Below are 23,925 nucleotides of genomic sequence, written 5' to 3' on the forward strand. Positions count from 1 at the left end.
TGCAAATAAAGATTTTTTGATAGCCTTCCTCAATGCGCTGTTCCGGGGGCGAAAAAACATTAGCGATATATACTACAACAAGAACGAGCATGTGGGCGATACAGAAGAAATGGGCGGCGTTATTTTCGACCTTACCTGTACAGCAGCCGATGGCGAAAAATTTATTATCGAGATACAGCGCAGCCCACAGTTTAATTTCAAGCGAAGGATGCTTTACTACGGCAGCAAGCTGATTGCCGACCAGGCGCCCAAGGGAAGCCGCAAAAGCTGGGCGTATAATATCAGCGAAGTGTATGTTATTGCGCTTATGGATGGCTTCCCGATGCCGGGCAGTGAGCGAACAAGGTGCCTCCATGATGTTTGCCTGTGTGATAGAGATACCGGCAAGGCATTTTACGAACATTTAGGATTTTTCTACATAGAACTGGTTAACTTTACAAAAGAAGAAACAGCGTTGGAAAATGATTTGGAGGGTTGGTTTTTTGTATTGAAGAATATGAGCAGGCTGGAAAAGATTCCCTTATATCTTCGCAAGCCGGTATTTGAAAAACTGTTTCACATTGCGGAATACAGTAAACTAAACAAGGAGGAAAAAACGATGTACGATACAAGCTTAAAACGCAGGTGGGACAATCAGGCAGCGCTTGATTATGCCCGCCATGAGGGTATGGAAAAAGGTAAAGCAGAGGGCAAAGCAGAAGTTGTTCGCAACCTTATAAATAAGTTTGGGTTTAATGACGAACAGGCTGCAAACGCCGCAGAAGTTTCTGTTGCTTTTGTAAAGAAAATACGTGCATCCCTGAAAAAGGAAAAATAGAAGATAAATATAATTACAAGCGGAAGGCTGTTGCAATATTTAACGACAGCCTTCCGCTTTTTAGTAAATTAAGAACTCGTATTAATGCTTTAGCATAAATGGCAAACCGGCTGGCGTCAGTATTCAATTTAAAGGAGCTTGCAGTTTGTGACTTGCAGCTTAAAGCCTGAAATTAAGAAATCAACTTTATGTTCAGAAACTATCTCAAAACTGCACTGCGGCATTTTGTGCGGCATAAATTCTTTTCGGTTATCAATGTTTTATGCCTTGCGATAGGTATTGCATTTTCGTTAATTATTGGTGTGTATGTTTTTAACCAGTTTAGTATCAACAAATCCCTTAAAAATTTAAACAATCAATATATTCTTAAGAGTGATTGGAAGGTTAAGGAAATGGGCCTCGATGTTACCACTTTTGGCCCGCTGGCAAAAATATTAAAGGAAGAATATCCATCGCTGGTGGAGAACTATTATCGCTACGATCCTGTAACCAATGTTGTTTCTGCTGGTGATAAACATTTTAAAGAAAACATTGCAATAGGCGACACCACTTTCATTTCAATGTACGGCTTCCCGGTTTTGTATGGAAATAAACAACATGCTTTTGCTGATAATAATTCAGCCGTTATTACCGGAACAATGGCGCAAAAACTTTTTGGAAAAACAAATGTGATTGGTAAAGTCATCAGTGTGCTGTCGCTAAATAATGAAGAACAATATTATAAAGTTTCTGCTGTTGTAAAAGACATTCCTTTTAATTCTGTTACGAACCTGGTTGGCGATACATATAATGTGTTTGTGCCAACCACAGGCAACCGCTATTTTAGCATCGGCGACCCGGCAGAAGGATGGAGCAGCCCTTTTGAAGTAAGTATGATTGAGCTGAAGCCCGGTATTACGCCAAAAGATCTTGATATTCCACTTAAACAAACCCTGGCAAAATATACACCGGGGAATGTACAGGATAATTTAACCATTTATCCGGCGCTAATAAGGGATTATTATCTTAAAGATCATAACGGCGCTGTGATGAGAATGCTCGTCACGCTGTTGCTGGCGGCAATTTTTATATTGCTGATGGCCATTATAAATTTTGTGAACATCAATATCGGGGCATCTGCTTACAGGCTAAAAGAAATTGGATTGCGAAAAGTTTTTGGCAGCAAAAAAAAGCAACTGATGCTCCAGTTTATTGCTGAAGCTTTATTGCTGGCTATTATTGCGGCCATTATAGCAATAATATTATATGAGGCATTGCGGCCTGTTTTCGGCCAGATATTCAATACAAGTTTCGAATCCGTTTTCCGGTTTAATGCAACCATTATCGTGTATTTGATCGCATTGATTGTAATCACAGGGTTTGTGGCCGGCATTTATCCCGCATTTGTTTTGAGCTCTTTAAATACGGTAAAGGCAGTTAAGGGAAAAATTAATACGGCAAAAGGCAGGTTAACTGTACGAAAAGGCATGCTGGTGATTCAGTTTGCGCTGGCGCTGATTGTTTTTATAAGCGCTGTCACCATATCAAAACAAGTGGCTTATATTTTTTTAAAAGATATTGGTTATAATAAAGAGCAGTTGATGGTGATAACTGCTTTTCCCAAGCAATGGGATGCTGCAGGCATCAACAGGATGATGAATATAAGAAATGCCATGCTCGGAATATCATCTGTTAAGAGCGCTTCTGTTTCTTTTGAAATACCGGATCGCCAACCGCCAAACAGTATTGATCTGCAACCCGTAAACGGTGATGATAAAACAGTGCTGGTTACCTCTTTTGGCGCCGATGAAAATTATGCAGGCACATTTGCATTAAAATTATTAAACGGAACATGCTTTGCTCAATCCGGTGGTTTTATTCCAAACCAGCTCGTGTTGAATGAATCGGCTGTAAAAGCATTGGGTTTAACGGTGCAGTCGGCAGTGAATGCACAACTAAAAATGCCATCTTCACCCGGAACAGTATTTACTATAGCTGGTGTGATAAAAGATTATAATTATTCAAGCCTGCAGGATCATATAGCACCTGTTGCATTGTTTAATGTAAAAGATGCACAGTCATACCGGTACCTTTCATTAAAGCTCAATACCCCGAATATGGATGCTGCTGTTAAGCAGGTTAGAAAAAAATGGAAAGAATTATCTCCCAATTCACCGTTTGAATTCACGTTCATGGATCAGAAATTTCAATCATTATATAAAACCGAACTGCAACTAAAAAAGGCTTCCTGCACGGCAACCATTCTGGCATTGATTATTATATTGTTGGGTATTGCAGGATTAATGTCATTGATTATGCAGAGGCGCGTTAAAGAAATAGGAATAAGAAAAGTATTAGGTTCTTCCGCCGGCAATATTCTGTTGTTGTTCATAAAAGAATTTTTAGGCGTGATATTGATTGGCGGCGCCATTGCCTGTCCGGTTGCATATCTTATTATGCAAAACTGGCTCCGGGAATATGCCTACAGGATAAATATTACGGCCCTGCCATTTGTTATTGCAATTGTTTGTTTGGGATTGATCACGACCCTGCTTATTTGTGCACAAACAATTAAAACGGCCATGGCAAACCCGGTAGCAGCACTACGAAGCGAATGATGGCGTGAACATGAATATGTCTTTCAGTTTGTGACTTGCGGCTCCTGATTGCTTAAACCTTTACTAATTTGCGCACATGAAGATTGCTGAAATAATAAACCATCTCGAAACCATAGCGCCGCCCGTTTTGCAGGAAGATTATGATAATGCGGGGTTGATTACCGGTAATGCCGCCTGGAATTGCACCGGCATTTTATGCACGCTTGACGCCACCGAAGCGGTTGTGGAAGAAGCCAAAACAGTAAGCTGCAATTTGATCGTGGCGCATCATCCAATTGTTTTCAGGGGGCTGAAAAAAATAAACGGCAAAAATTATGTGGAGCAAACCATCATTAATGCTATAAAAAACGACATTGCCATTTATGCTATCCATACCAACCTTGATAATGTAATTACAGGCGTAAATAACAAAATCGCCGATAAGCTTGGTTTAAAAAACAGGCAGGTCTTATTGCCCAAAGAAAACATGCTGAAGAAACTTTGCACCTTTGTGCCGCTGGAACATGCGGAAAATGTGCGCAGTGCTTTATTCAGTGCGGGCGCCGGCAGCATTGGCAATTACAGCGAATGCAGTTTTAATGCGGCTGGCAAAGGCACTTTCAGGGCAGGTGAAAACACCCATCCCTTCGTGGGCGAACAAAACCTTCGCCATACGGAAGACGAGGTTAAGATTGAAGTGGTCTTTCCTTTCTACCTGGAACAAAAAATACTGGCTGCGCTTCTGCGGGCGCATCCTTATGAAGAGGTGGCTTACGATATTATCCTGCTTTCAAATCAATATAATAACATCGGGAGCGGTTTAATTGGAGAGTTGGAAGCAGAAAAACCGGAAGCGGATTTTCTCGCTGCCATAAAGGGGGCCTTTGGTTTAAGCGTTATAAAACACACGCCGTTATTACAAAAACCTGTTAAAAAAGTGGCGGTTTGCGGCGGTGCCGGCAGCTTTCTTATCCATAAAGCAAAGGCGGCGGGCGCTGATTTTTATATCACTTCCGATATAAAATACCATGAATTTTTTGATGCAGACGGGAAACTGGTGATCGCTGATATTGGTCACTGGGAAAGCGAGCAGTTCACCACAGAACTGTTGTATGATATTTTGCAGGCTAAATTCCCTAACTTTGCCGTCCTCAAAACAAAAATGGATACCAATCCGGTGAAGTATTTCACCGGACATTGGAATATTAAATATTAAACTTTTGAACTTAATAATATGCCAGCAGTAAAAGAATATTCAGTTGAAGAAAAACTTGCATCGCTTGTACGCCTGCAAAAAATTGACAGCAAACTGGATGAAATACAAATATTGAAAGGTGAACTTCCCATGGAAGTAAGCGACCTCGAAGATGAAATACAGGGTTTGCACAGCCGCCAGACAAGGATTGAAGAAGAAATAAACGGTATTACCGAGTTTATTGAACAAAAGAAAGAAGCTATAAAAGAGGCTGATGCCATGGTAAAAAAATACCAGAAGCAAAGCGACAGCGTTAAAAATAACCGCGAATACGAAGCCATTACCAAGGAAATTGAGATGCAGGAACTGGAAGGCAAGCTGGCGGAGAAGCACATTCGCGATGCCAACGAAGAACTGGCGGAAAAAGCAAAAATGCTCGACCAGACCAAAAAACACATCGCCAGCAAGGATACGTCTTTGAAGCAAAAGAAAAGTGAGCTTGAAAAGATTATTGCCGATACGGAGAAGGAAGAAACGCATTTTTCAGAGCTTTCGGCACAGGCCCGTGAAGGTATTGATGAGCGCCTGTTGTATTCTTATGACCGTATTCGCAAAAGCTACCGCAATGGCCTGGCCGTTGTGCCGGTGGAAAGGGATGCCTGCGGCGGTTGCTTCAATGCCATTCCGCCCCAGCGCCAGAGCGAGATACGCCAGCATAAAAAAATAATCGTTTGCGAAAACTGCGGCCGTATTCTGGTGGATGAAGAACTGGAAACAGCTACAGAACTGGAGAAATAGTTTCATATTAACATCTTATCTTTATAAAAAGGGCGTTGCTTTAAACGTCCTTTTTTATTTTCGGGCCGATGAAGTGTACGCTACAGAAATTGGTTTTCTCATTACTGTTCTGCATAGCTTTTTTTGCTGTAAAAGCCGGCAAGGTGTATGATTTTAGCGGCACCTGCCAGCAGGCTTATAAAGAAATCACCAGCCTTCGCCTGGCAAACGGCGAAAAATTGATTGCGCAGGCAAAGGCTGAAAACCCTGATAACCTGATTCCTTATTTCCTCAGCAGCTACATAGATTTTTTTGTACTGTTTTTTAATGAAGACCCTGCTGAATTAAAAATACGCGAACCGCATTTTGATGATTATTTAAACCTGCTGGACGACGGGCCGGCGTCCTCACCATTTTATAATTATTGTCGCGCCGTAGTGCTGATACAGGCTGCCTGTGTTGAAATAAAATTCGGTAAGCGCTGGGCTGCCGGCTGGGATTTTCGCAAAGCCTTCGGGCTGATAAAGGACAACCGTAAAAAATTTCCGCCCTTTGTTCCAAACAATATGCTGTACGGGCCCATGCAGGTGGTGGCAGGCACCATTCCCGATGGCTACAAATGGATAGCCGGTCTATTTGGCATTAAAGGCTCCATTAATAACGGCATGGCTTTAATGCAAAGCGTTATTAACAGCAATGATGGTTTTGCCCGGCTCTTTGCCAACGAAGCGGCCTTCTATTATTGCTACGTAAGCTTTTACATACAAAACCAGCCCGGCAGGGTTTTTCAGTTCATTAAACAGAAAAATTTTGATCTTGAAAATAATCACCTCATGGCTTATATGGCAGCAAACCTGGCCGTAAATAATAAGCTGAATGAATTTGCCAGGAATGTGATAGAGAACAGAAACATGTCGCCTGTCTATATGCAAACGCCTGTATGGAATTTCGAGCTGGCGTATGTGCAAATGCGTCACCTGGAACTGGCGGATGCTGCTAAAAATTTTGAATATTTCCTCTCCCATTTTAAAGGTAAATTCTATGTAAAAGATGCCTGCGAAAAGCTATCCTGGTGCTATTACTTAATGGGCAATACAACGGCGGCCAACAACGCCAGGCAAATGGTTTTAAAACGGGGCAATACAGATACGGATGCAGATAAAGAAGCCTATAAAAATGCAGGGTCTGGCAAATGGCCCAACCCGCTCTTGCTGAAAGCCAGGGTTTTGAATGATGGCGGCTATAACCAGCAGGCAATTACTTTGCTGAGGACCAAAGCGCTGAACAATTTTACCGATGCTACCGATAAACTTGAATATACTTACCGCACCGGCAGGATTTATGACGATATGAATTATGATGATTCGGCGGTTAAATATTACCAGGCAGCTATTTCACTCGGCATCAACAGAACAGAATATTATGCGTCCCGCGCCGCTTTGCAGATAGGTATGATCTATGAAAAGCAGGGCAACAGGCCACTCGCCATACAGTATTATCAAAAATGCCTGTCCATGCAGAACCACGATTACAAAGACTCAATGGACCAGAAAGCAAAATCGGGCATTGCGCGGTGCAGCGGCGGATGATTTGTTATTCAAATTGCTGTTCCCTGTTGATTTTATTTTTTTACCGGTAATAATACCCCATATAAATCAATCCTGCCTTGCATACTGCATCATATTTAAAACCATGTCGGGGTCAGGACAGTTCATTAAATACCTGTCTTTTTCGCTATATGCGCAAACACCGGGATAATCGCCTTTCTTCATTTCCATATCATAAATAAGCTGAAAATGCAGGTGCGGCGGCCAGTTGCCATTTTCGGCTAATGGGCCAAAGTGAGCGATTGTTTCACCCCTTGTTACATATTCACCGGCCTGCCTGTTGTTAATATCGTCAAGCGAAATGTGGCCGTATAAACTGTAAAATGCAATACCATCCAGCTGGTGCAGTAAAATTAAGGTGGCGCCGTAATCGCCAATACGGTTATTAAAGGCAAGGCTGTGCACCATGCCGCCCATAAAAGCGAAAACAGGCGTGCCTGCATCGCCCCATATATCTATGCCCAAATGGAGGCGGCGCGGCTCAGCGCCCGGCATATCAAACACGTTGCTGCGGTTATATATAACACGGTGCTCTGCATAGCCGCCAATGCCATATAAAGCGCCGGCATCTTTTATTTTTTTGTCAATATATGCAGCAAACCTGCCGGCATCTTCCAGTTCTTTGTTATTTAAATCCGCATTGGTTGCGGTAAGGTTCATCGGCAATAATTTATCCTTTGCTGCATCAAAGGGCACAACCGGGTGAAAACTGTTTTGGTGTTTTTTTAGTGATGATGTAAACTTCGCATTGTTAAGCATGCTGCAAAATTACACGGTAAACCGTCAACTGTCAGCGGTCATCATACGCAACAATCTGTATGATATTGCCCTCGCTGTAATAGATGCGCCCGTTTTTGGAGAGATATTGTTTTTGCGTGGTTTTATCTTTCAGGAATTTATCCGTAAAGCCTTTTATAGCTTCTTTTGGTTTGGATGGGATGCCATCCTCTGGTTTTAAAGAATGCACATAGCTTTTAATGTTTTCCATGTACGCAGCGAGGCACACATCCGTGCCGCCAAAAATATCAGCCCTTATAATGCGGTTGCCCGTAACAGCAATAAAGCCTGCATAAGCGCTGTCGCTGCTTTTCATTTTCTCAATAAAATAGTGCAGGTACGATGTGTCGAAGTAATTGCTGTCGTTGTATGCATTCAGGTAAGCCGAGGTTTGGTTCTTTTTGTTTTTTTCAACCAGTTCGTCGTCAATCTGTTTCCACACTTTGCTTTGCCGTTTCGATACATCAATTTGTTTGCGCACACCGGCATCGGCCGTGCCGGCATGCCTGAAAGATTTTGGCTTGCTGTCCCATCTTCCTTTTTCAACACAAAAGGCCTGCACGTAGTTTTTTCGTTTGCCTTTTGGAATAATGGTGGTTTCACCAAATGCACGATCCTGTTTGCCGCCCTGCACCATTTCACCGCTCATCAGCATAATGTTTTCGTTTGACCGGTTTTTGATCATTAATGTTGATACATCGGCGCCGCCCTCACTCACTTCTTTTACAATTATTTTATGCCTGCGCATAGCATCGTCAAAGCTGCTTATTTTTCCATTGAACATTTGTGTGCCGGCATAACCACTGTCTTTGCCAGTATTTTTAAAGCGAACAGGAATAAGCTGCAGCTTTTTATACGTCCAGGGGCTATCGTATTGAACGCTTAGTTCATTATAGGTAAACTGGGCAAAGATTTGAGCATGGCAGAAAATGATCGTTGCCATTAAACAATGCCACCTGTAATTAAGCAGAGATTTAAGCATGCACTGCAATCTTAACTGCCACAAGGTATAAGAATTATCAATACCCCGGGGATTGATAATTCTTAAAATAATAAAGCCGGCAGGTTATTTACCGGCTTTATTATTTATATGCTGATATTATTTACATGCTTATCTGTGACTGATCTACGCTGCTTTGGTTCTTATTCTGGCGTTTGAACAACGATACATCCATCTTGCCAAAACGGTAAGAGAAGTTTAAGCGCACCAGTTGCGGGTTATTCAGCCTGTAATAATCCTGGTAGAAATCTTCTGTATAAGAGATCTGTTCGTTGGCGCCTGTTCTGAAAATATCATTTACGCTGAGTGTAAGGGCGCCTGCCTGGTTTTTGAAGAAGGTTTTCTTGATAGCAATATCTGCGCTCCAGTAAGGCTTGATATAACCCTGCGATGAAGATAGTGCAGACTGCGGGGGGCCAAACATCTGGCGGCTTTGATTAACCGGCAGGTTGGTCTTGCTTTGATAATTAGCCGATAACTGTATGGTGAAGTTGGCAGGCAGTTTAAAATTATTATTCCATTTGCCAAACCAGCTCAGCAGGGCATCCTGCGATACTTCATCCAGGTTTTCTGTATTGATTTTTGATTTATACAGGTTTACATTCAGGTTAAAGTCCCACCATTTTGTTGCGTAATTCACCGTTGTTAATTCAAGCCCGTAAGAATAGGCCGAACTGGCATTTTCATACGTGCTTATTTGTTCAGTTTGGCTTAGTGAGGAATTGTATTCAGAAATATAGTAACTCGTTATAAGGTCTTTGGTGTGTTTATAATAGATGGAGGCCAGGAAGGTATTGTTCTTGCCATAAGTTTTACTGTAAGACGCTTCGAACGAGTTGGTAAACTCCGGCTTCAGGTCAGGGTTGCCGCGGGTAATATTCAAACTGTCGCTCCTGTCAGTATAAGGAATTAACTGGAAGAAGTTAGGCCTGTTTATGCGGCGGGAGAAGTTGGCCTGCAGTTCCTGCCTGTTGCCCAGTTTATAACTAAGGAAAACAGAAGGGAATAAGCTGATGGGATAGTTATTGGCAAAGTGCCCGGTATCGTTCAGCACACCCGTATAATCACTTCTTTCAGCGCGCAGGCCCACCTGGTAACCAAAGTTTTTAATGGAGCTGGTGATGGTACCATAAGCTGCATACACATTATTCGTGTTTGAGTATGCTATGCCTGCTGATGGTACTTTAATTAACTCGGATCCTTTTACATAATAGGTTTGATTATTGTTATCAAGCTTATTTATCTGCGCCCTTAAGCCGGCTTCGAGCTTAAGGTTCTTTGTAATGGGATTGGTATAATCTGTTTGAATCGTTACAAAACTGTTTTTGCCGTCAGATAGTTGGCGCTGCCTGCTGGTGCTTATAAAATTTCCACCGGAATCGAATGTATTGCTGGTTATAAACTGGTCGCCATCGTTCTTGCCGCCAAAATAATTTACGTCGGCGGTGAGCTGGTGGCCGTCCTTTAAAAAATTATGTACAATGCCGCCCTGCAAGCCGGTGCCGTTAAATGTTCTGTTGCTGGTAGATAAACGGTTGCCGGTAAGTGATACTACATGATCATAATAATTGCTGTCTGTTGAAATATCGCTTGTTGTAGCAGGTTTAAATTCGCCATGCACTTTTGTGCCGGAAACAGATAAGGTAGTCCTGTTGGTAATGAAATAATCAAGGCCCAGCCTTCCAAACATAAACATACCATTGTTCCTGGATTCTGTATTCTGGAAGCTGCGCACATCTTTAATATTGAGCGTGTCCGGGTAATAATGCTGCTCTGTGGTACCCTTTGTAAGGCTTCTCCTGCTATTCGCCATTAAGGCTGCGGTTAAATTTATTTTGCCCTGCCTTACACTAAAGTTGCCACCTGCATTATAACCTCCACGGCTGTCAACGCCAGCCATGATGTTACCATTATATCCCGTTTTTTTATTTTTCTTTAAAATGATATTTAATATGCCTGCATTGCCGCCGCTGGCATCATATTTTGCTGAAGGGTTGGTAATTACTTCCACGCTTTGAATGGCATCTGCCGGTATCTCGTCTAATGTAAGCGTGGTAGGCCTGCCGTCAATATATAACTGCGGCGTTGCATTGCGCAGCTTAACGTTGCCATCAATATCCACCTGCAAAGAAGGCACGTTCTTCATTACATCAACTGCGGTGCCGCCTGCGCTCACAATATTTTTATCTACGTTAAAAGTTTTCTTATCAATATCCATTTTAAGCGCGCCTGATGTGGAAGTAACGGTTACGGTTTGCAATGTATTGGCTTCGTCGGGCTGAAGTTTAATATCTCCAAGGTCTTTATCAAGGGCGCTCATCATATTGCTCATTTGCTGCGTGCCGCCTTGCTGGTTCTGTCCTGCTGCGGGCGCATTGCCCCCGGAAGATTTAGGCTGAAAACTTATTTTTTGTTCATACGGTTTATAACCCACTGCAGATATTTTAAGCGTGAGGCCGAGCAATGGGAGATCGCCAAAACTAAATTCCCCATTGGTTTCGGTAGTAGCCCCTTTAAACAACATCTGCTTGATCTTTTTTGAGGCGCTGTCAAATTTTCCCTGCATTAAAACCACAGAAGCCTGCAACACCGGTTTGCCTGCACTGTCAATCACTTTCCCGTATATATGCCCAATGCCCGGTATTTGCTTTCCCTTGCCACCACCGCCTGGAAACTGGGCAAATATGCAGGTTGAGAGCATTGATAATATTGCAGCAATAAAAATTCTTTTCATATTTAGTGTGTATGTTAAAGGGAAGGTCAAAATTATTGCGGCGCCTGTTTTATGATGCTGCAAAATGAGACAAGCGGATGAAAAAAGGCGACAAAAGGCGGGTGGAAATTTATGGCTGCATAACAATGATTGCCCGCGTAAATTAAAGGCGAATATATTGTTAATGTTTGCCCGTTAGTTCAGCAACAGCATCTTTATAATTATCGCCCACGGGTATTTCCATCTCGTTTATAAACACACTGTTTTTGCGAACAGATGTTATATAATCTTTGGAAACGATAAATGATTTCTGAACACGTATAAACATGGAGGCGGGCAGTTGCTCTTCAATGGCTTTCATGGTAATGCGGGCTACCAGCGGTTTAGACGAGCTTTTAAGATGTATCTTAAGGTAGTCTTTCAGGCCTTCTATCCACATAATATCGGTAAAGGTTACCTTAACAAGGCTGTAATCTGCATTAATAAAAAAATAGGGGAGGGCTGTTGTTTCAGATTGCTTTTTTGTTTTTAACTGGTATAAATCCCACGCTTTATTGCAGGCTTTAATAAACCGGTCGAGCGATACAGGCTTTACAAGGTAATCAACCACATCAAGCTCATAACCTTCCAATGCATATTTTTCATAAGCCGTTATAAGAATAAACATGGGTTTGGCGGCTATGGTTTTAATAAACTGCAGGCCGGTTAAGCCCGGCATTTGTATATCGAGGAAAATAAGGTCGATGCTTTCCTGTTGCAATACCTGCATGGCCTGAAGCGGGTTGCTGCAGGAAGCGGCTAACTTTAAAAACGGCACCTGGCTTATGTTGTCTTCAAGCAGCTCAAGTGCCAGCGGCTCATCGTCTATGGCAATACATGTAAGCATCAATGCAAATTTATTTGAAGCGAAACAGTAAACCAGCTGTCTTTTTTATTAATAAGCAGGGCATGGTTGCTGCCATATAATAAATTTAATCTTCTGCGCACATTATTCAGGCCTATGCCGGAGTCTTTGTCTTTTATATTATTCAGGGTGTCATTATATTTATTGCTCACAATAAACTGCAGCATGCCTTTTTCAACCTTTAATTCAATCTTTATAATGGCATCTTCTATAATACCGGTGCCGTGTTTAAAAGCATTTTCCACAAAAGGTATTAACAGCATGGGCTCAATTTCGTTGCCATTGTCTATGCTGCCAAAAGATGAATATACCTGCACATTTTTGCCAAAACGCTGCTGCTGAAGGTTTATATAGCTTTGAATATATTCCACCTCTTTTTCAAGCGGCACTTTTTGCTCATCTGTTTCATACAGCATGTAACGCATAAGCGAAGAAAGCTTTATGAGGGAAGGTTCGAGCAGGTCAGATTTTTTACGCGCCAGCGCCACCATATTATTTAATACATTAAACATAAAATGCGGGCTCACCTGCGAGCGCAGAAACAGCAGCTCTGTTTTAAGGTTTTCGGTTTCCCTGGCCTGCGAAAGTATTATTGACTGCTGCCGTTCGAGCAGGAAAAAATAAGCCGTGCTGCTTGCAACGATAAAAAGGTAAGTAAAGATGTTATAAATGAAGAAATTTTCGGCTTTAAATGGCATGTGTTTTACAAACAGGGAAAAATACAGAGAATGCAGAAAATACACGGCAGCGAGCGCAAGAATGTGCAGCGAAATAAATTGCCACACTTTTTTTGTGCGCAGCAGCAGGGGCAGGAACATATAGGCATTCAGGTAAAAAAGGGCAACCCATATACTACTGCTTACTAAATAAAAATAAAACATGGCCGCATCGTCAGGCTGTGGAGGGTGCTTCTCTTTTTTATAGGTAGCCCGCAAAAAAAAGGGAAGCGAAAAAAGCACGGTCCAGCAAATGGCGTGCAATGTAACAACCACCCATTTTTTTCTAAAGAAATTATACTTCATTTCATCAAAGTACCTAAGAAATAATTTAACATTTATGGAAAGGGAAAAGATTGCGACAAAAATAAATTTTACATAGATGAAAGCTTCGGGGGAAAGTGTGAACCGGCTTGCACAGCGGCGCTGTTTGCAGGTGCGAAAGCCTTAGTTAAAAGCTTCAAAAAATTTATTTCATTTCAATTTTTTATGTAACATTGCAGCCGGAAACAAGCATATAGTCCAATCAAAAATCACACTCGCCTGTTTTCTTTTTAACCAAAAATTTCTTCCAAACCGTTTCAAAAAAGTTTTGAGAAATTACATTATTCCATAAGGATTATTATTTTTTATGTACGACATTCTTCAATTGAACGACATGCTGGTGCCAGAATTACTCGACATAGCTGAGCATCTTGATATTACCGAGGCCGGAAAGCTCGATAAGCAGGGCCTTATTTACCGTATTCTTGATAAGCAGGCCTTAGTGCCGGCCACTGCCGCCCCCGGAAAACCCAGGCGCAAGCGCACGGTGAAAGCAAGCACGGCCAATACAACAGAAGAAGCAGAAGTAATGACGGATGCTCCGCCAAAACCTGCAAAAGAAACAAAGCATATTTCTAAAGAAAAAGCCTCAAAAGAAGAGGTGAAAGAAGAAAAGCCTAAGCGCGCCCGCATAAAATTAAAGGCCGCAGCCGTGGCTGAGCCGCAGCCGGAAGAACAACAACCGGAAGGAACTTCCGATGCATCTTCAGAAGAATATATTGATAGTGATGACGCCCTTACCCAAATGGGCGCAAACTTATTAAGCATGCTGGGCGATGACGGCCCTATTGTTTACCCGGATGAAATTGAAAGCGCAGAGCCTGTTGCAAAAACATTTGGTCCAGGCCGAAAGGATACTGCATTTAATATTGAATTTGACGGTATTATTCAGGCCGAAGGTGTTTTGGAAATGATGCCTGACGGTTACGGTTTTTTACGCAGCAGCGATTACAATTATCTTTCTTCTCCCGATGATATTTATGTTTCTCCTTCACAGATAAAATTATTTGGCCTCAAAACCGGCGATACCGTTTTTGGCGCCGTGCGCCCGCCCAAGGAAGGCGAAAAATATTTTGCCTTGCTGAAGGTTGAAACCATCAATGCCAAAAGCCCGGATGAAGTAAGGGACAGGGTTCCGTTTGATTATCTCACACCGCTTTTCCCTTACGAAAAGCTGAGGCTTTTTACTACGCCAAGCGATTATTCAACCCGTATAATAGACCTGTTTACACCCATTGGCAAAGGACAGCGCGGCCTGATTGTAGCGCAGCCGAAAACAGGTAAAACCATGCTGCTGAAAGCTGTGGCGAACGCCATTGCCGCCAACCATCCTGAATGTTATTTGATGGTGGTGCTGGTGGATGAGCGTCCGGAAGAAGTTACGGATATGGAACGCAGCGTAAAAGCAGAAGTAATTGCTTCCACTTTCGATGAGCCTGCGGAAAAGCACGTGAAGGTCTCTACCATTGCTTTGCAAAAAGCGAAAAGGCTTGTGGAATGCGGCCATGATGTGGTGATCCTGCTTGACAGCATTACCCGCCTTGCCCGTGCCCACAACACGGTTGCCCCGGCCAGCGGTAAAGTGCTGAGCGGTGGCGTGGAAGCCAATGCTATGCAAAAGCCGAAACAGTTTTTTGGCGCCGCCCGTAAAATAGAAAACGGCGGCTCTCTAACCATTCTTGCCACAGCGCTCATTGACACGGGCAGCAAGATGGACGAAGTGATCTTTGAAGAATTTAAAGGCACCGGCAATATGGAACTGCAACTTGACAGAAGGCTGGCCAACAAACGCATTTACCCGGCTATAGACCTCGTGGCTTCCTCTACCCGCCGCGACGATCTGTTACTTGACAGAGAAGTGCTGCAGCGCATGAATATTCTTCGTGTTTATATTAATGATATGAATACGGAAGAAGCGATGACAGAGTTATTAAAACGTATGCGTGGCACCAAGAGCAATGAAGAATTCCTGGCAAGCATGAACGGATAAGATTATTTAAAATGATAGCAGAGAGGTTGCCGGATTCAGGCAGCCTCTTTTTGTTTATACATGCTATCAATATATTTAGCTTCTGCCATTTTTTCACTTTTATGCCCCATGGCATAATGATTGAGCAGTATGCAGCAATAACTTAATCTTAAAGAAATTAATCAATTAATATGGGAAAAATAATAGGTATTGACTTAGGTACAACTAACAGTTGCGTTGCGGTTATGGAAGGTAACGAACCGGTTGTTATTGCCAACGATGAAGGCCGCCGCACTACGCCTTCTGTTGTTGCTTTTTTAAAGAATGGTGAACGTAAAGTAGGCGATCCTGCCAAGAGACAGGCTATAACAAACCCGCAAAACACCATTATGAGTGTGAAGCGTTTCATGGGCCGCCGCTACGATGAAGTAAAAGAAGAGATAAGCCACTGGAGCTACAAAGTGGTTCGTGGAGATAATGATACCGTACGTATAGATATTGACGGCCGTTTATATACGCCACAGGAAATTTCTGCCATGATACTTCAGAAGATGAAGAAAACTGCGGAAGATTACCTGGGCCAGGAAGTGAACGAAGCGGTAATTACCGTTCCGGCATACTTTAACGATGCGCAGAGGCAGGCCACTAAAGAAGCCGGTGAAATAGCCGGTTTAAATGTGCGCAGAATCGTTAACGAGCCTACTGCCGCAGCCCTGGCTTATGGCCTGGATAAAAAACATGCTGACCAGAAGATTGCCGTGTTCGACCTCGGCGGCGGTACATTCGATATTTCAGTACTGGAACTGGGCGATGGCGTTTTTGAAGTGAAATCAACCAACGGTGATACCCATCTTGGCGGCGATGACTTTGATAAAGTGATTATGGACTGGCTGGCTGAAGAATTTAAAAAACAGGAAAACATTGATCTGCGCAAAGATCCTATGGCTTTGCAGCGTTTAAAAGATGCTGCCGAAAAAGCCAAGATCGAATTGTCTTCTTCCTCAGAAACAGAGATCAACCTGCCTTACATTACCGCAGTGGATGGTGTGCCAAAACACCTGGTTACAAAATTAACCCGTTCAAAATTTGAACAGCTTGCTGATAATTTGTTTGCAAGATGTTTGAAGCCTTGCGAAGCGGCGTTGAAAGATGCCGGTTACAGCGCTTCTCAAATTGATGAAGTGATACTGGTAGGTGGTTCCACCCGTATTCCGAAAGTGCAGGAAATAGTAGAAAAATTCTTCGGCAAAAAACCACATAAAGGTGTGAATCCTGATGAAGTGGTTGCCGTTGGTGCAGCTATCCAGGGCGCCGTATTAACCGGCGAGGTGAAAGACGTGTTGCTGCTTGATGTAACACCGCTTACGCTTGGTATTGAAACATTAGGTGGCGTATTAACACCCATGATCCAGGCAAACACAACTATTCCTACCAAGAAAACAGAAGTATTCTCCACAGCCAGCGATAACCAGCCGGGTGTTCAGATACATATTTTACAGGGTGAGAGAAGCCTGGCAAAAGACAATAAAAGTTTAGGCGTATTTAATCTTGACGGCATTCCACCCGCGCCGCGCGGTGTTCCGCAAATTGAAGTAACATTCGATATTGATGCAAATGGTTTAATACACGTGAGTGCGAAAGATAAAGGCACCGGCAAAGAACAGAAGATACGCATTGAAGCGGGCAGCGGCTTAAGCAAGGAAGAAATTGAAAAGATGAAAACGGATGCCAAAGCGCATGAAGCGGAAGATAAAGCCGCCCGTGAAAAAATAGATAAATTGAACCAGGCAGACAGCCTGGTGTTCCAGACTGAAAAACAGTTGAAAGAATTTGGCGATAAAGTTCCGGCCGACAAGAAAGCTCCGATTGAAGCAGCTTTAAATAAATTAAAAGATGCCCATAAGAGCCAGGATGTTGCTGCGGTTGACAGCGCTATGGCTGAATTAAACCAGGCATGGACGGCAGCCAGCGAAGAGCTTTACAAAGCCCAGCAGGCAGGCGCAACCGCAGATGCAGGTGCCCAGCCAAACGCAGGAACTTCTGATAATGGCAATAGCCAGCAGGGAAGCGAAAACGTAACCGATGCCGAGTTTGAAGAAGTAAAATAAGGCAGCGCCTTATCTGGTTTTTCAGATAAACCTGATTATAATAAAGAGGTTGTTCCAAAGCCTGGGACAACCTCTTTTTATTTGGTACGCTTTTCGATTCCTTGTCATTTTACGTGAAAGCACTATCCTGTAAACGGTGCAACCTGTTTTAATTTCTCTTGAATATTTATATTGGCAAAGAGGAACTCTCATTAAATTTTTCACGCATCTTTTGTGTAATTTATGCATGAAAAATTCAATGTACGTTTGATAACAAATGTTATCGTTTGCTGCCAAACCGCTCCGGTAATTTTGCTGTATAAATTTTATAAAAATGAGAGCGGCAGTTGTATATCAAAAAGGCAGTATGCCTGTATATGTGGAAGATTTTCCGGAACCAGTTATCAATGATAAAGATGAACTTTTAATGTCTGTAAAAGCGTCAGCTATTAAACATCTTGATAAATCGAGGGCAGGCGGCAAACATTATTCTTCAGAAACCAATGCGATGCAACAGCCAAAAGTAGTTGGCGGGGATGGTGTAGGCTTATTGGAAGATGGCACAAGGGTGTTTGCTTTTGGCATTACAGGCATGATAGCAGAAAAGGCGCTTATTGATAAAACCCGCATGGTAAAATTACCGGAAAGCATTGATGATATAACTGCCGCCGCTTTGCCCAATGCCGTAGCCGGTTCTGCAATGGCGCTCCTTTTCAGGGCTGGCATGCAGGCAGGCGAAACGGTATTGATAAACGGCGCCACCGGTTTTACAGGCAGGGTAGCTGTTCAGGTTGCAAAATATTATGGCGCTAAAAGAATAATTGTTACGGGAAGGAATGAAGAATCTCTGCAATCTTTATTGGCGCTTGGCGCTGATGAAATAATCTCCTTAAAACAAGGTGATGAAACCCTGGTTGCGCAACTAAAGGCAGTTCATGCCGGTGTTCCTGTTGATGTTGTTATTGATTATTTATAGGGCCATACAGCAGAGCTGATATTGACCTCTTTAAAAGGGAAAAGTTCCTTTACGCACAAAGTTCGCTTTGTTTCAATTGGTGCAGTTACCGATGATATGATCCGGCTCTCCTCTGAAGTGTTACGAAGCACTGATCTGCAGGTTTCCGGCTCAGGGCTGGGCAGTTGGACAAAAGAGGAAGTACGGCAATTGTTCGGTAAGATCATTCCTGAAATGTTGCAGCTTGCTGCTGATGGCAAACTAAAAGTTGAAACAATGCCGGTTGATCTGAAAAATATTGAAGCATTATGGAACATACATGTTCCCAGCGGAAAAAGACTGGTGGTAGTGATTTAAAGAATAATCAATGCCCAACACGTAACACGTATTAAGGTCGTATAATTTTTAATGAACACTGAATAGTGTAAATATTGATATAAAGGAAGGGCAGGTGTAAAACAGCTTTGGCTAAAAATCCCCGAGGGTTTCGAACCCCCCGGGGATTAACAATATCCTGCAATAAGAAACTGCCCCGAAAATTTTGAGGCAGTTTTTATCATATATCTTGTATGAAGATAAGCCTATACGCCCAGCGTCCATCCTTCGCGGTAAGTGCGCTTTACAAACTGGTTGGCTTCATCAAAATTAGTGATCTTCGTATTCGGGCCATCCCAAACCAACTGGATATGGCGGCCGGGATATTCGATCTCATTCTTTTCATTCTTTTTCTGGATATTATAGCTTCTGATTGCAAGATTGCCCATTAAAACGCTCTCCGTAAGCGGGCCGGCCAGGTCAAATCTTGAGCTAAGGTTATTGGCGGCATCGCTTCCGTAACCGGCAATGGCGGCTTCTACCCAGGCTGCATAGTGCCCATCGTCACCATTAGGCACGCGGGCTATGGTTTGCGGCACCGTTGTTTCTGTTGTTTTTGAAGTGGGAAGCAGTTGCGGGTTAATGCCATAGGTTCCGGCCATCATTTTGCCTTTTGTGCCATAAAAGATAATGCCATTACCGCCATCGCCCATGGTTTCGTTTGGCTGTAACTCCAAAGGGCGCTGTGGCTGAATGCCGCCATCCATCCAGTGCAACCTTAAATCAGGCTTGCCATCAGGCTGCTTGAAAGTAAGAATAATGTGAGAAGATACCGGGCCGCTGTCAGGAAAATAAGCCTGCTGCCAGTTCTCTACATATCTTGTGGAAACACTGCATTCTGCGCCAACCGGGTACCCTAATTCTAAAACTGCAAAGGCAGGCTGCATAATATGGCAGGCCATATCGCCTAAAGCGCCGGTGCCATAATCCCACCAGCCGCGCCAGTTGAACGGTACAACATGATCAACATAATCTTTATAAGGGGCGGTGCCCAGCCATAAATTCCAGTCAAGCTCTTTTGGCACAGTTGGTTTTTCCGTTGGCCAGGCAATTCCCTGTGGCCAGACAGGCCTGTCGGTATAACAATATACTTCAGTAACGTCGCCGATTATGCCAGCCTTATACCAGTCAATCAACTGGCGCACACCATCGCCGCTGGCGCCCTGGTTGCCCATTTGCGTTACCACTTTATATTTTCTTGCGGCTTCTGTAAGCGTTCTTGCTTCATAAATATCATGCGTTAGCGGTTTTTGCACATATACATGCTTGCCCAGTTGCATAGCGGCCATGGCGGCAACAGCATGGTTATGGTCGGGTATGGAAACAGAGCAGGCGTCAATATTTTTATGTTCTTTATCCAGCATTTTCCGGAAATCTTTATAATATTTTGCCTTGGGAAAACGGCCTCTTGTTGTAGCAGCCCGGCGGTCATCCACATCGCAGAGCACTGCAATTTCTGCCTTACCGCTATCAAAGAAATTTTTTATATCGCTTTCTCCTTTGCCACCTGCACCAATGCCTGCAACGACCAGTTTATCGCTCGGGGCCACATATCCTTTGCCCAAAACATGGCGTGGCACAATGTAAAAACCGGCAGTAGCAAGCGAGGTATTCTTAATAAAATTTCTGCGGGAGCTTTTTGGTGAATGGCTATTATTTTCCATACAGCTTTAAAGATTGTTTTGATGAATAGTGGTTTTTAACGTGCGTGAAAGTATTAATCATGCATGAAAAGAAAAAATCAGAATTTCAAAAAAAAGATTATTGCTTTTCTGCCACCGTAAGCGGATGCTGTAAAATAAATGTCTGGCCGGGAAAAGCAAAGTCAATTCCTTTATCAGAAAATGCTTTTAATATTTCCCGGAAAATTTTTTGCTGCCTGTCCAGATATAACATATAGTCCGCAGACTCCACGAAATACTGGGTTTCAAAGGCCAGGCTATAATCGCCGAGGGAAACAAGATGGCACCTGTCGAAACTGATGTCTGGCTGTGCTTTTATTATCTGTTCCACAAAAAGCGGAATGGCATCCAGCTTTTCTGCAGCGGTATCGTACCGCACATTCATTTTGAATGTTATTCCACGACGCTGCTGCCGCTTAAAATTTTTAATAGTTGATTTTACCAGGTCGGCATTGGGAATAACCAGTTGCTCTCCTGTAAGGCTGCGCACATGGGATGTTTTAATCCCTATACGTTCTACTGTTCCGGCGGCATTGTTTACAGAAATGGCATCGCCAATGCTGAAAGGCTTATCAAAAAATATCACAAAATAGCTGAAGAGATCGGTAAGGATATTTTGCGCCGCCAAAGCAATGGCAATACCGCCAATGCCAAGGCCTGTTATAAGCGTGGTGATATTATATCCTAAGTTATCTATCAGCATTACAATGCCTGCAAGCCATATAAATCCTTTGAAAATGGAAAGCATGCCCGTAACCTGCTTAATACGTTCCGGCGTTTCATCCTTCCTTTGCATATACAGGTTTACCGATAGCTGCACAGCATGGTTAATAAAGCGGATAAAATAATAAGCCGTTATAACAGCAATGGCCACTTTTAAAACATGATCAACCTTAGCAGAAAGTGTTAGCTGCTGAATGATGCCGTAATTAATAATGAGATAGAGAAATGGTATGATGAATTTTTCGGCGGCTTCTACAAGAGCATCGTCAACCTGAGATTGTGTGCGGGAGGCTATTTTTTTTAAAGAAGCAATAATAAACCTGTGCAGCAGCCTGAATAACGTCCATACCACAATAACCTGCGCTAAAACCACGGCATACAGCCGCACTGTATTGTCCCACCAAACCTGTTCTAAAAATTCTTTCATAACAGTTGCAAAAATATCTTCTGTAAAACAAATTAAAATCTAACTAAAATTTAAAAGCCTGCTTATTATTTTTGGCGCATACAATGAAAAGGTTCATTATAATAACAGCGCTGCTTTTTTTATTTAACTGCTCTAACAAAGCTCAGCAAAGATACCCGCAAGGCTATTTCCGTAATCCTTTGGATATTCCCATGCAGCTGGCCGCCAATTTTGGCGAGCTGCGAACAGATCATTTTCACATGGGGCTTGACATTCGCACACAGTCCCGCGAAAACCTGCCGGTGCATGCTGCGGCCGATGGTTATGTAAGCCGCGTAAAAATTGAGAAGTATGGCTATGGCCATGCCATTTATATAACGCACCCAAACGGTTATACCACTTTGTATGCGCACCTCAATTCTTTTTACCCGGCGCTGGAAAAGTATTTGAGGGATAAGCAATATAAAGACCAAAGCTGGGAGCAGGATTTTGAACTGCCTGCCAATTTATTTCCGGTTACAAAAGGACAGTTTATCGCCAACAGCGGCAACACCGGCGGCTCGCAGGGGCCGCACCTGCATTTTGAAATACGCGATACAAAAACCGGCAACAATTTGAACCCTTTATTGTTTGGCATGCCTCTGCAGGACAATATCCCGCCCATTATTTATGGCCTTTACTGGTACGACAGGCGGTACAGCGCTTATACCGTTTTGCCTCAGCCCATTTCAATCATTAAAACAAATGGCGTTTATACAACCACTGTTCCTGTTATAAAACTTGGTTCGCCCATGGTATCGCTTGGGTTAAGAATGGAAGACATGAACAATGCTTCTTCATTCAAATTCGGCGTGTATCATGCCGCTTTATATGTAGATGATGCCTTGCAGTTTGAATTTAAAATAAACGATTTTCTATATCCCGCCAGCCGCTATGTAAATGCCGGTATGGATTATAAAAGATGGGTGGTGAACAAACAGGGCATTCAATATCTTTTCCGCTTGCCCGGAAATAAGCTCAGCATTTTTACGCCGCTTGATAGTGATGGAAATATCTCATTAAGCGATGAACAAACCCATAAAATAAAAATTGTTTTAAGCGATGAAAAGCAAAACACAAGCACCATAAGCTTTTCGGTAAAATATGACGCCGCATCACAAAAAAATTATTCTATACCAGCCAATGCAACTGTATGCGATGCAAACAGCCTGAACAATATTAAAACAGCCGGTGCAAGCATTCACTTTGATGAAAATGCTTTTTACGATGCATTACCTTTAAATGTTTATGAAACGGCATCAGCCATTACAAAGCAGGTTTCGCCCGCCATTCATATAGGCGACTATACTATTCCTGTGCATGATGATTATAATGTAATGATAAAAGCATCGCCGCTTAACAGTACTTTAAAAAATAAAGTGGTGATGGAGCTGAAAAGCGGTTTATCCACCACGGTAAAAAAAGGCTTATGGCAAAACGACTGGATTATAAGCAGCTTTGATGAATTGGGCGATGTGCGGCTATTGATTGATGATGCGCCGCCGGTTATTGTGCCCGTTTCATGGAAAGATGGTGCTGTATTCATCGGTCAGAAAACATTAACGGTAAAATGCACCGACGATGTAAGCAGCATTGCCAGCTTTACCGCCATGCTCGATGGTAACTGGCTCATGTTTGCCAAAAAAAGCGATTACTTCACTTATACATTTGATGAACATTGCCCGGCAGGCAAACATGAGCTTACCATAACAGCCATGGATGTGGCCGGCAATGCCACCATAGAAACCTATACGTTCACAAAACAATAGCAGCATGATAACATTAGCAGCCGGCATGAAAGCCCCGGCGTTTAAAGGTAAAGATCAGAATGGCGGCGCCGTTTCGCTTTCAGATTATAAAGGCAAAAAGCTTGTTTTATATTTTTATCCGGAAGATGATACGCCCACCTGCACCGTGCAGGCATGTAATTTAAGGGACAATTATGCCTTGCTTAAAAAAGAAGGGTTTGAAGTAGTGGGCGTAAGCCCTAACGATGTGGAAAGCCACAAAAAATTTGAAGAAAAGTTCAGCCTGCCATTTACATTAATTGCCGATCCCGGCCATAAAATAATTGATGCCTACGGCGTGTGGGGCGAAAAGCAGTTATATGGCAGGAAATTCATGGGCCTGCACCGCACTACTTTTTTAATTGACGAAAAAGGCATTATTCAGAAAGTGTATTTAAAGCCCCGCAATAAGCAGCATGCAGAAGATATTGTGAAGTTTTGGAAAGAAATGAACCCGTGAAATTATTAGAAGGAAAGTTGATTGGTTGAAAGGTGG

The 23,925-nt window shown here is 42.9% G+C and carries 18 protein-coding genes; 11 read left to right on the top strand and 7 right to left on the bottom strand.

All coding sequences use genetic code 11. The features are described from left to right. The 5 genes from QM629_RS13520 to QM629_RS13540 all read left to right on the top strand — a co-directional run. Window positions 1-817 (top strand): Rpn family recombination-promoting nuclease/putative transposase (locus tag QM629_RS13520; protein WP_415160413.1); only part of this gene is annotated, 817 nt, incomplete at its 5' end. Window positions 818-1,005: 188 nt separating this feature from the next. Continuing rightward, window positions 1,006-3,414 (top strand): ABC transporter permease, encoded by a 2,409-nt coding sequence (locus tag QM629_RS13525; protein ID WP_415160414.1) that lies wholly within the window; start codon window positions 1,006-1,008, stop codon window positions 3,412-3,414. 76 nt (window positions 3,415-3,490) lie between these two features. Then, window positions 3,491-4,609 (top strand): Nif3-like dinuclear metal center hexameric protein, encoded by a 1,119-nt coding sequence (locus QM629_RS13530; RefSeq protein WP_415160415.1) that lies wholly within the window; start codon window positions 3,491-3,493, stop codon window positions 4,607-4,609. An 18-nt stretch (window positions 4,610-4,627) separates the two neighbouring features. Continuing rightward, window positions 4,628-5,386: a zinc ribbon domain-containing protein gene (locus QM629_RS13535; protein ID WP_415160416.1), complete on the top strand. Its 759-nt coding sequence runs from the start codon at window positions 4,628-4,630 to the stop codon at window positions 5,384-5,386. Window positions 5,387-5,454: 68 nt separating this feature from the next. After that, entirely contained in the window at window positions 5,455-6,954 is a 1,500-nt protein-coding gene (locus QM629_RS13540; protein WP_415160417.1) for a tetratricopeptide repeat protein, read from the top strand. A gap of 66 nt (window positions 6,955-7,020) precedes the next feature. Here the strand turns inward: QM629_RS13540 and QM629_RS13545 are convergent, their stop codons facing one another. From QM629_RS13545 to QM629_RS13565, 5 genes are all read right to left on the bottom strand, one after another. Next, entirely contained in the window at window positions 7,021-7,731 is a 711-nt protein-coding gene (locus tag QM629_RS13545) for a peptidoglycan DD-metalloendopeptidase family protein (RefSeq protein ID WP_415160418.1), read from the bottom strand. Window positions 7,732-7,762: 31 nt separating this feature from the next. Next, on the bottom strand, window positions 7,763-8,731 hold the full coding sequence (locus tag QM629_RS13550; RefSeq protein WP_415160419.1) for an ARPP-1 family domain-containing protein: 969 nt from the start codon (window positions 8,729-8,731) through the stop codon (window positions 7,763-7,765). A 121-nt stretch (window positions 8,732-8,852) separates the two neighbouring features. After that, window positions 8,853-11,483, bottom strand: coding sequence for a TonB-dependent receptor domain-containing protein (locus tag QM629_RS13555; RefSeq protein ID WP_415160420.1), 2,631 nt, complete (start codon window positions 11,481-11,483; stop codon window positions 8,853-8,855). A 160-nt stretch (window positions 11,484-11,643) separates the two neighbouring features. Then, window positions 11,644-12,348, bottom strand: a complete 705-nt coding sequence (locus tag QM629_RS13560) for a LytR/AlgR family response regulator transcription factor (protein ID WP_415160421.1) — start codon at window positions 12,346-12,348, stop codon at window positions 11,644-11,646. After that, window positions 12,348-13,388: a sensor histidine kinase gene (locus QM629_RS13565; RefSeq protein WP_415160422.1), complete on the bottom strand. Its 1,041-nt coding sequence runs from the start codon at window positions 13,386-13,388 to the stop codon at window positions 12,348-12,350. The genes QM629_RS13560 and QM629_RS13565 overlap by 1 nt, the downstream gene beginning before the upstream one ends. A 352-nt stretch (window positions 13,389-13,740) precedes the next feature. Here QM629_RS13565 and rho point away from each other — a divergent pair, with 352 nt between their 5' ends. From rho to QM629_RS13585, 4 genes are all read left to right on the top strand, one after another. Then, entirely contained in the window at window positions 13,741-15,396 is a 1,656-nt protein-coding gene (gene rho, locus QM629_RS13570; protein WP_415160440.1) for a transcription termination factor Rho, read from the top strand. A gap of 170 nt (window positions 15,397-15,566) precedes the next feature. Further along, window positions 15,567-17,483: a molecular chaperone DnaK gene (gene dnaK / locus QM629_RS13575; RefSeq protein ID WP_415160423.1), complete on the top strand. Its 1,917-nt coding sequence runs from the start codon at window positions 15,567-15,569 to the stop codon at window positions 17,481-17,483. A 313-nt stretch (window positions 17,484-17,796) separates the two neighbouring features. Next, the gene (locus QM629_RS13580; RefSeq protein WP_415160424.1) at window positions 17,797-18,438 is read left to right on the top strand and encodes a quinone oxidoreductase family protein; all 642 of its coding nucleotides are present in this window, start codon (window positions 17,797-17,799) and stop codon (window positions 18,436-18,438) included. 21 nt (window positions 18,439-18,459) lie between these two features. Then, a complete protein-coding gene (locus QM629_RS13585) occupies window positions 18,460-18,774 on the top strand; it encodes a hypothetical protein (RefSeq protein ID WP_415160425.1) in 315 nt (104 codons plus the stop codon). Between the two features lie 224 nt (window positions 18,775-18,998). On the opposite strand, the gene QM629_RS13590 is transcribed toward QM629_RS13585, so the two are convergent. Next, entirely contained in the window at window positions 18,999-20,456 is a 1,458-nt protein-coding gene (locus QM629_RS13590; protein WP_415160426.1) for a Gfo/Idh/MocA family protein, read from the bottom strand. A 97-nt stretch (window positions 20,457-20,553) separates the two neighbouring features. After that, entirely contained in the window at window positions 20,554-21,624 is a 1,071-nt protein-coding gene (locus QM629_RS13595; protein WP_415160427.1) for a mechanosensitive ion channel family protein, read from the bottom strand. A gap of 83 nt (window positions 21,625-21,707) precedes the next feature. Here QM629_RS13595 and QM629_RS13600 point away from each other — a divergent pair, with 83 nt between their 5' ends. Continuing rightward, complete coding sequence (locus tag QM629_RS13600) at window positions 21,708-23,411, top strand: peptidoglycan DD-metalloendopeptidase family protein (protein WP_415160428.1); 1,704 nt, start codon at window positions 21,708-21,710, stop codon at window positions 23,409-23,411. A 4-nt stretch (window positions 23,412-23,415) separates the two neighbouring features. Further along, complete coding sequence (gene bcp, locus QM629_RS13605) at window positions 23,416-23,889, top strand: thioredoxin-dependent thiol peroxidase (RefSeq protein ID WP_415160429.1); 474 nt, start codon at window positions 23,416-23,418, stop codon at window positions 23,887-23,889. The last annotated feature ends 36 nt before the right edge of the window (window positions 23,890-23,925 follow it).

Origin of the sequence: Parafilimonas sp. (assembly GCF_047606085.1) — a bacterium.
Taxonomy (GTDB): domain Bacteria; phylum Bacteroidota; class Bacteroidia; order Chitinophagales; family Chitinophagaceae; genus Parafilimonas.

Bases quoted from the DNA above. Each gene is read 5' to 3' on its own strand.
- rho (WP_415160440.1), top strand. From the start codon at position 13,741: ATGCTGGTGCCAGAATTACTCGACATAGCTGAGCATCTTGATATTACC.
- QM629_RS13580 (WP_415160424.1), top strand. From the start codon at position 17,797: ATGAGAGCGGCAGTTGTATATCAAAAAGGCAGTATGCCTGTATATGTG.
- QM629_RS13525 (WP_415160414.1), top strand. From the start codon at position 1,006: ATGTTCAGAAACTATCTCAAAACTGCACTGCGGCATTTTGTGCGGCAT.
- bcp (WP_415160429.1), top strand. From the start codon at position 23,416: ATGATAACATTAGCAGCCGGCATGAAAGCCCCGGCGTTTAAAGGTAAA.
- QM629_RS13560 (WP_415160421.1), bottom strand. From the start codon at position 12,348: ATGCTTACATGTATTGCCATAGACGATGAGCCGCTGGCACTTGAGCTG.
- QM629_RS13595 (WP_415160427.1), bottom strand. From the start codon at position 21,624: ATGAAAGAATTTTTAGAACAGGTTTGGTGGGACAATACAGTGCGGCTG.
- QM629_RS13530 (WP_415160415.1), top strand. From the start codon at position 3,491: ATGAAGATTGCTGAAATAATAAACCATCTCGAAACCATAGCGCCGCCC.
- QM629_RS13590 (WP_415160426.1), bottom strand. From the start codon at position 20,456: ATGGAAAATAATAGCCATTCACCAAAAAGCTCCCGCAGAAATTTTATT.
- QM629_RS13540 (WP_415160417.1), top strand. From the start codon at position 5,455: ATGAAGTGTACGCTACAGAAATTGGTTTTCTCATTACTGTTCTGCATA.
- QM629_RS13600 (WP_415160428.1), top strand. From the start codon at position 21,708: ATGAAAAGGTTCATTATAATAACAGCGCTGCTTTTTTTATTTAACTGC.
- QM629_RS13545 (WP_415160418.1), bottom strand. From the start codon at position 7,731: ATGCTTAACAATGCGAAGTTTACATCATCACTAAAAAAACACCAAAAC.
- dnaK (WP_415160423.1), top strand. From the start codon at position 15,567: ATGGGAAAAATAATAGGTATTGACTTAGGTACAACTAACAGTTGCGTT.
- QM629_RS13555 (WP_415160420.1), bottom strand. From the start codon at position 11,483: ATGAAAAGAATTTTTATTGCTGCAATATTATCAATGCTCTCAACCTGC.
- QM629_RS13565 (WP_415160422.1), bottom strand. From the start codon at position 13,388: ATGAAGTATAATTTCTTTAGAAAAAAATGGGTGGTTGTTACATTGCAC.
- QM629_RS13535 (WP_415160416.1), top strand. From the start codon at position 4,628: ATGCCAGCAGTAAAAGAATATTCAGTTGAAGAAAAACTTGCATCGCTT.
- QM629_RS13550 (WP_415160419.1), bottom strand. From the start codon at position 8,731: ATGCTTAAATCTCTGCTTAATTACAGGTGGCATTGTTTAATGGCAACG.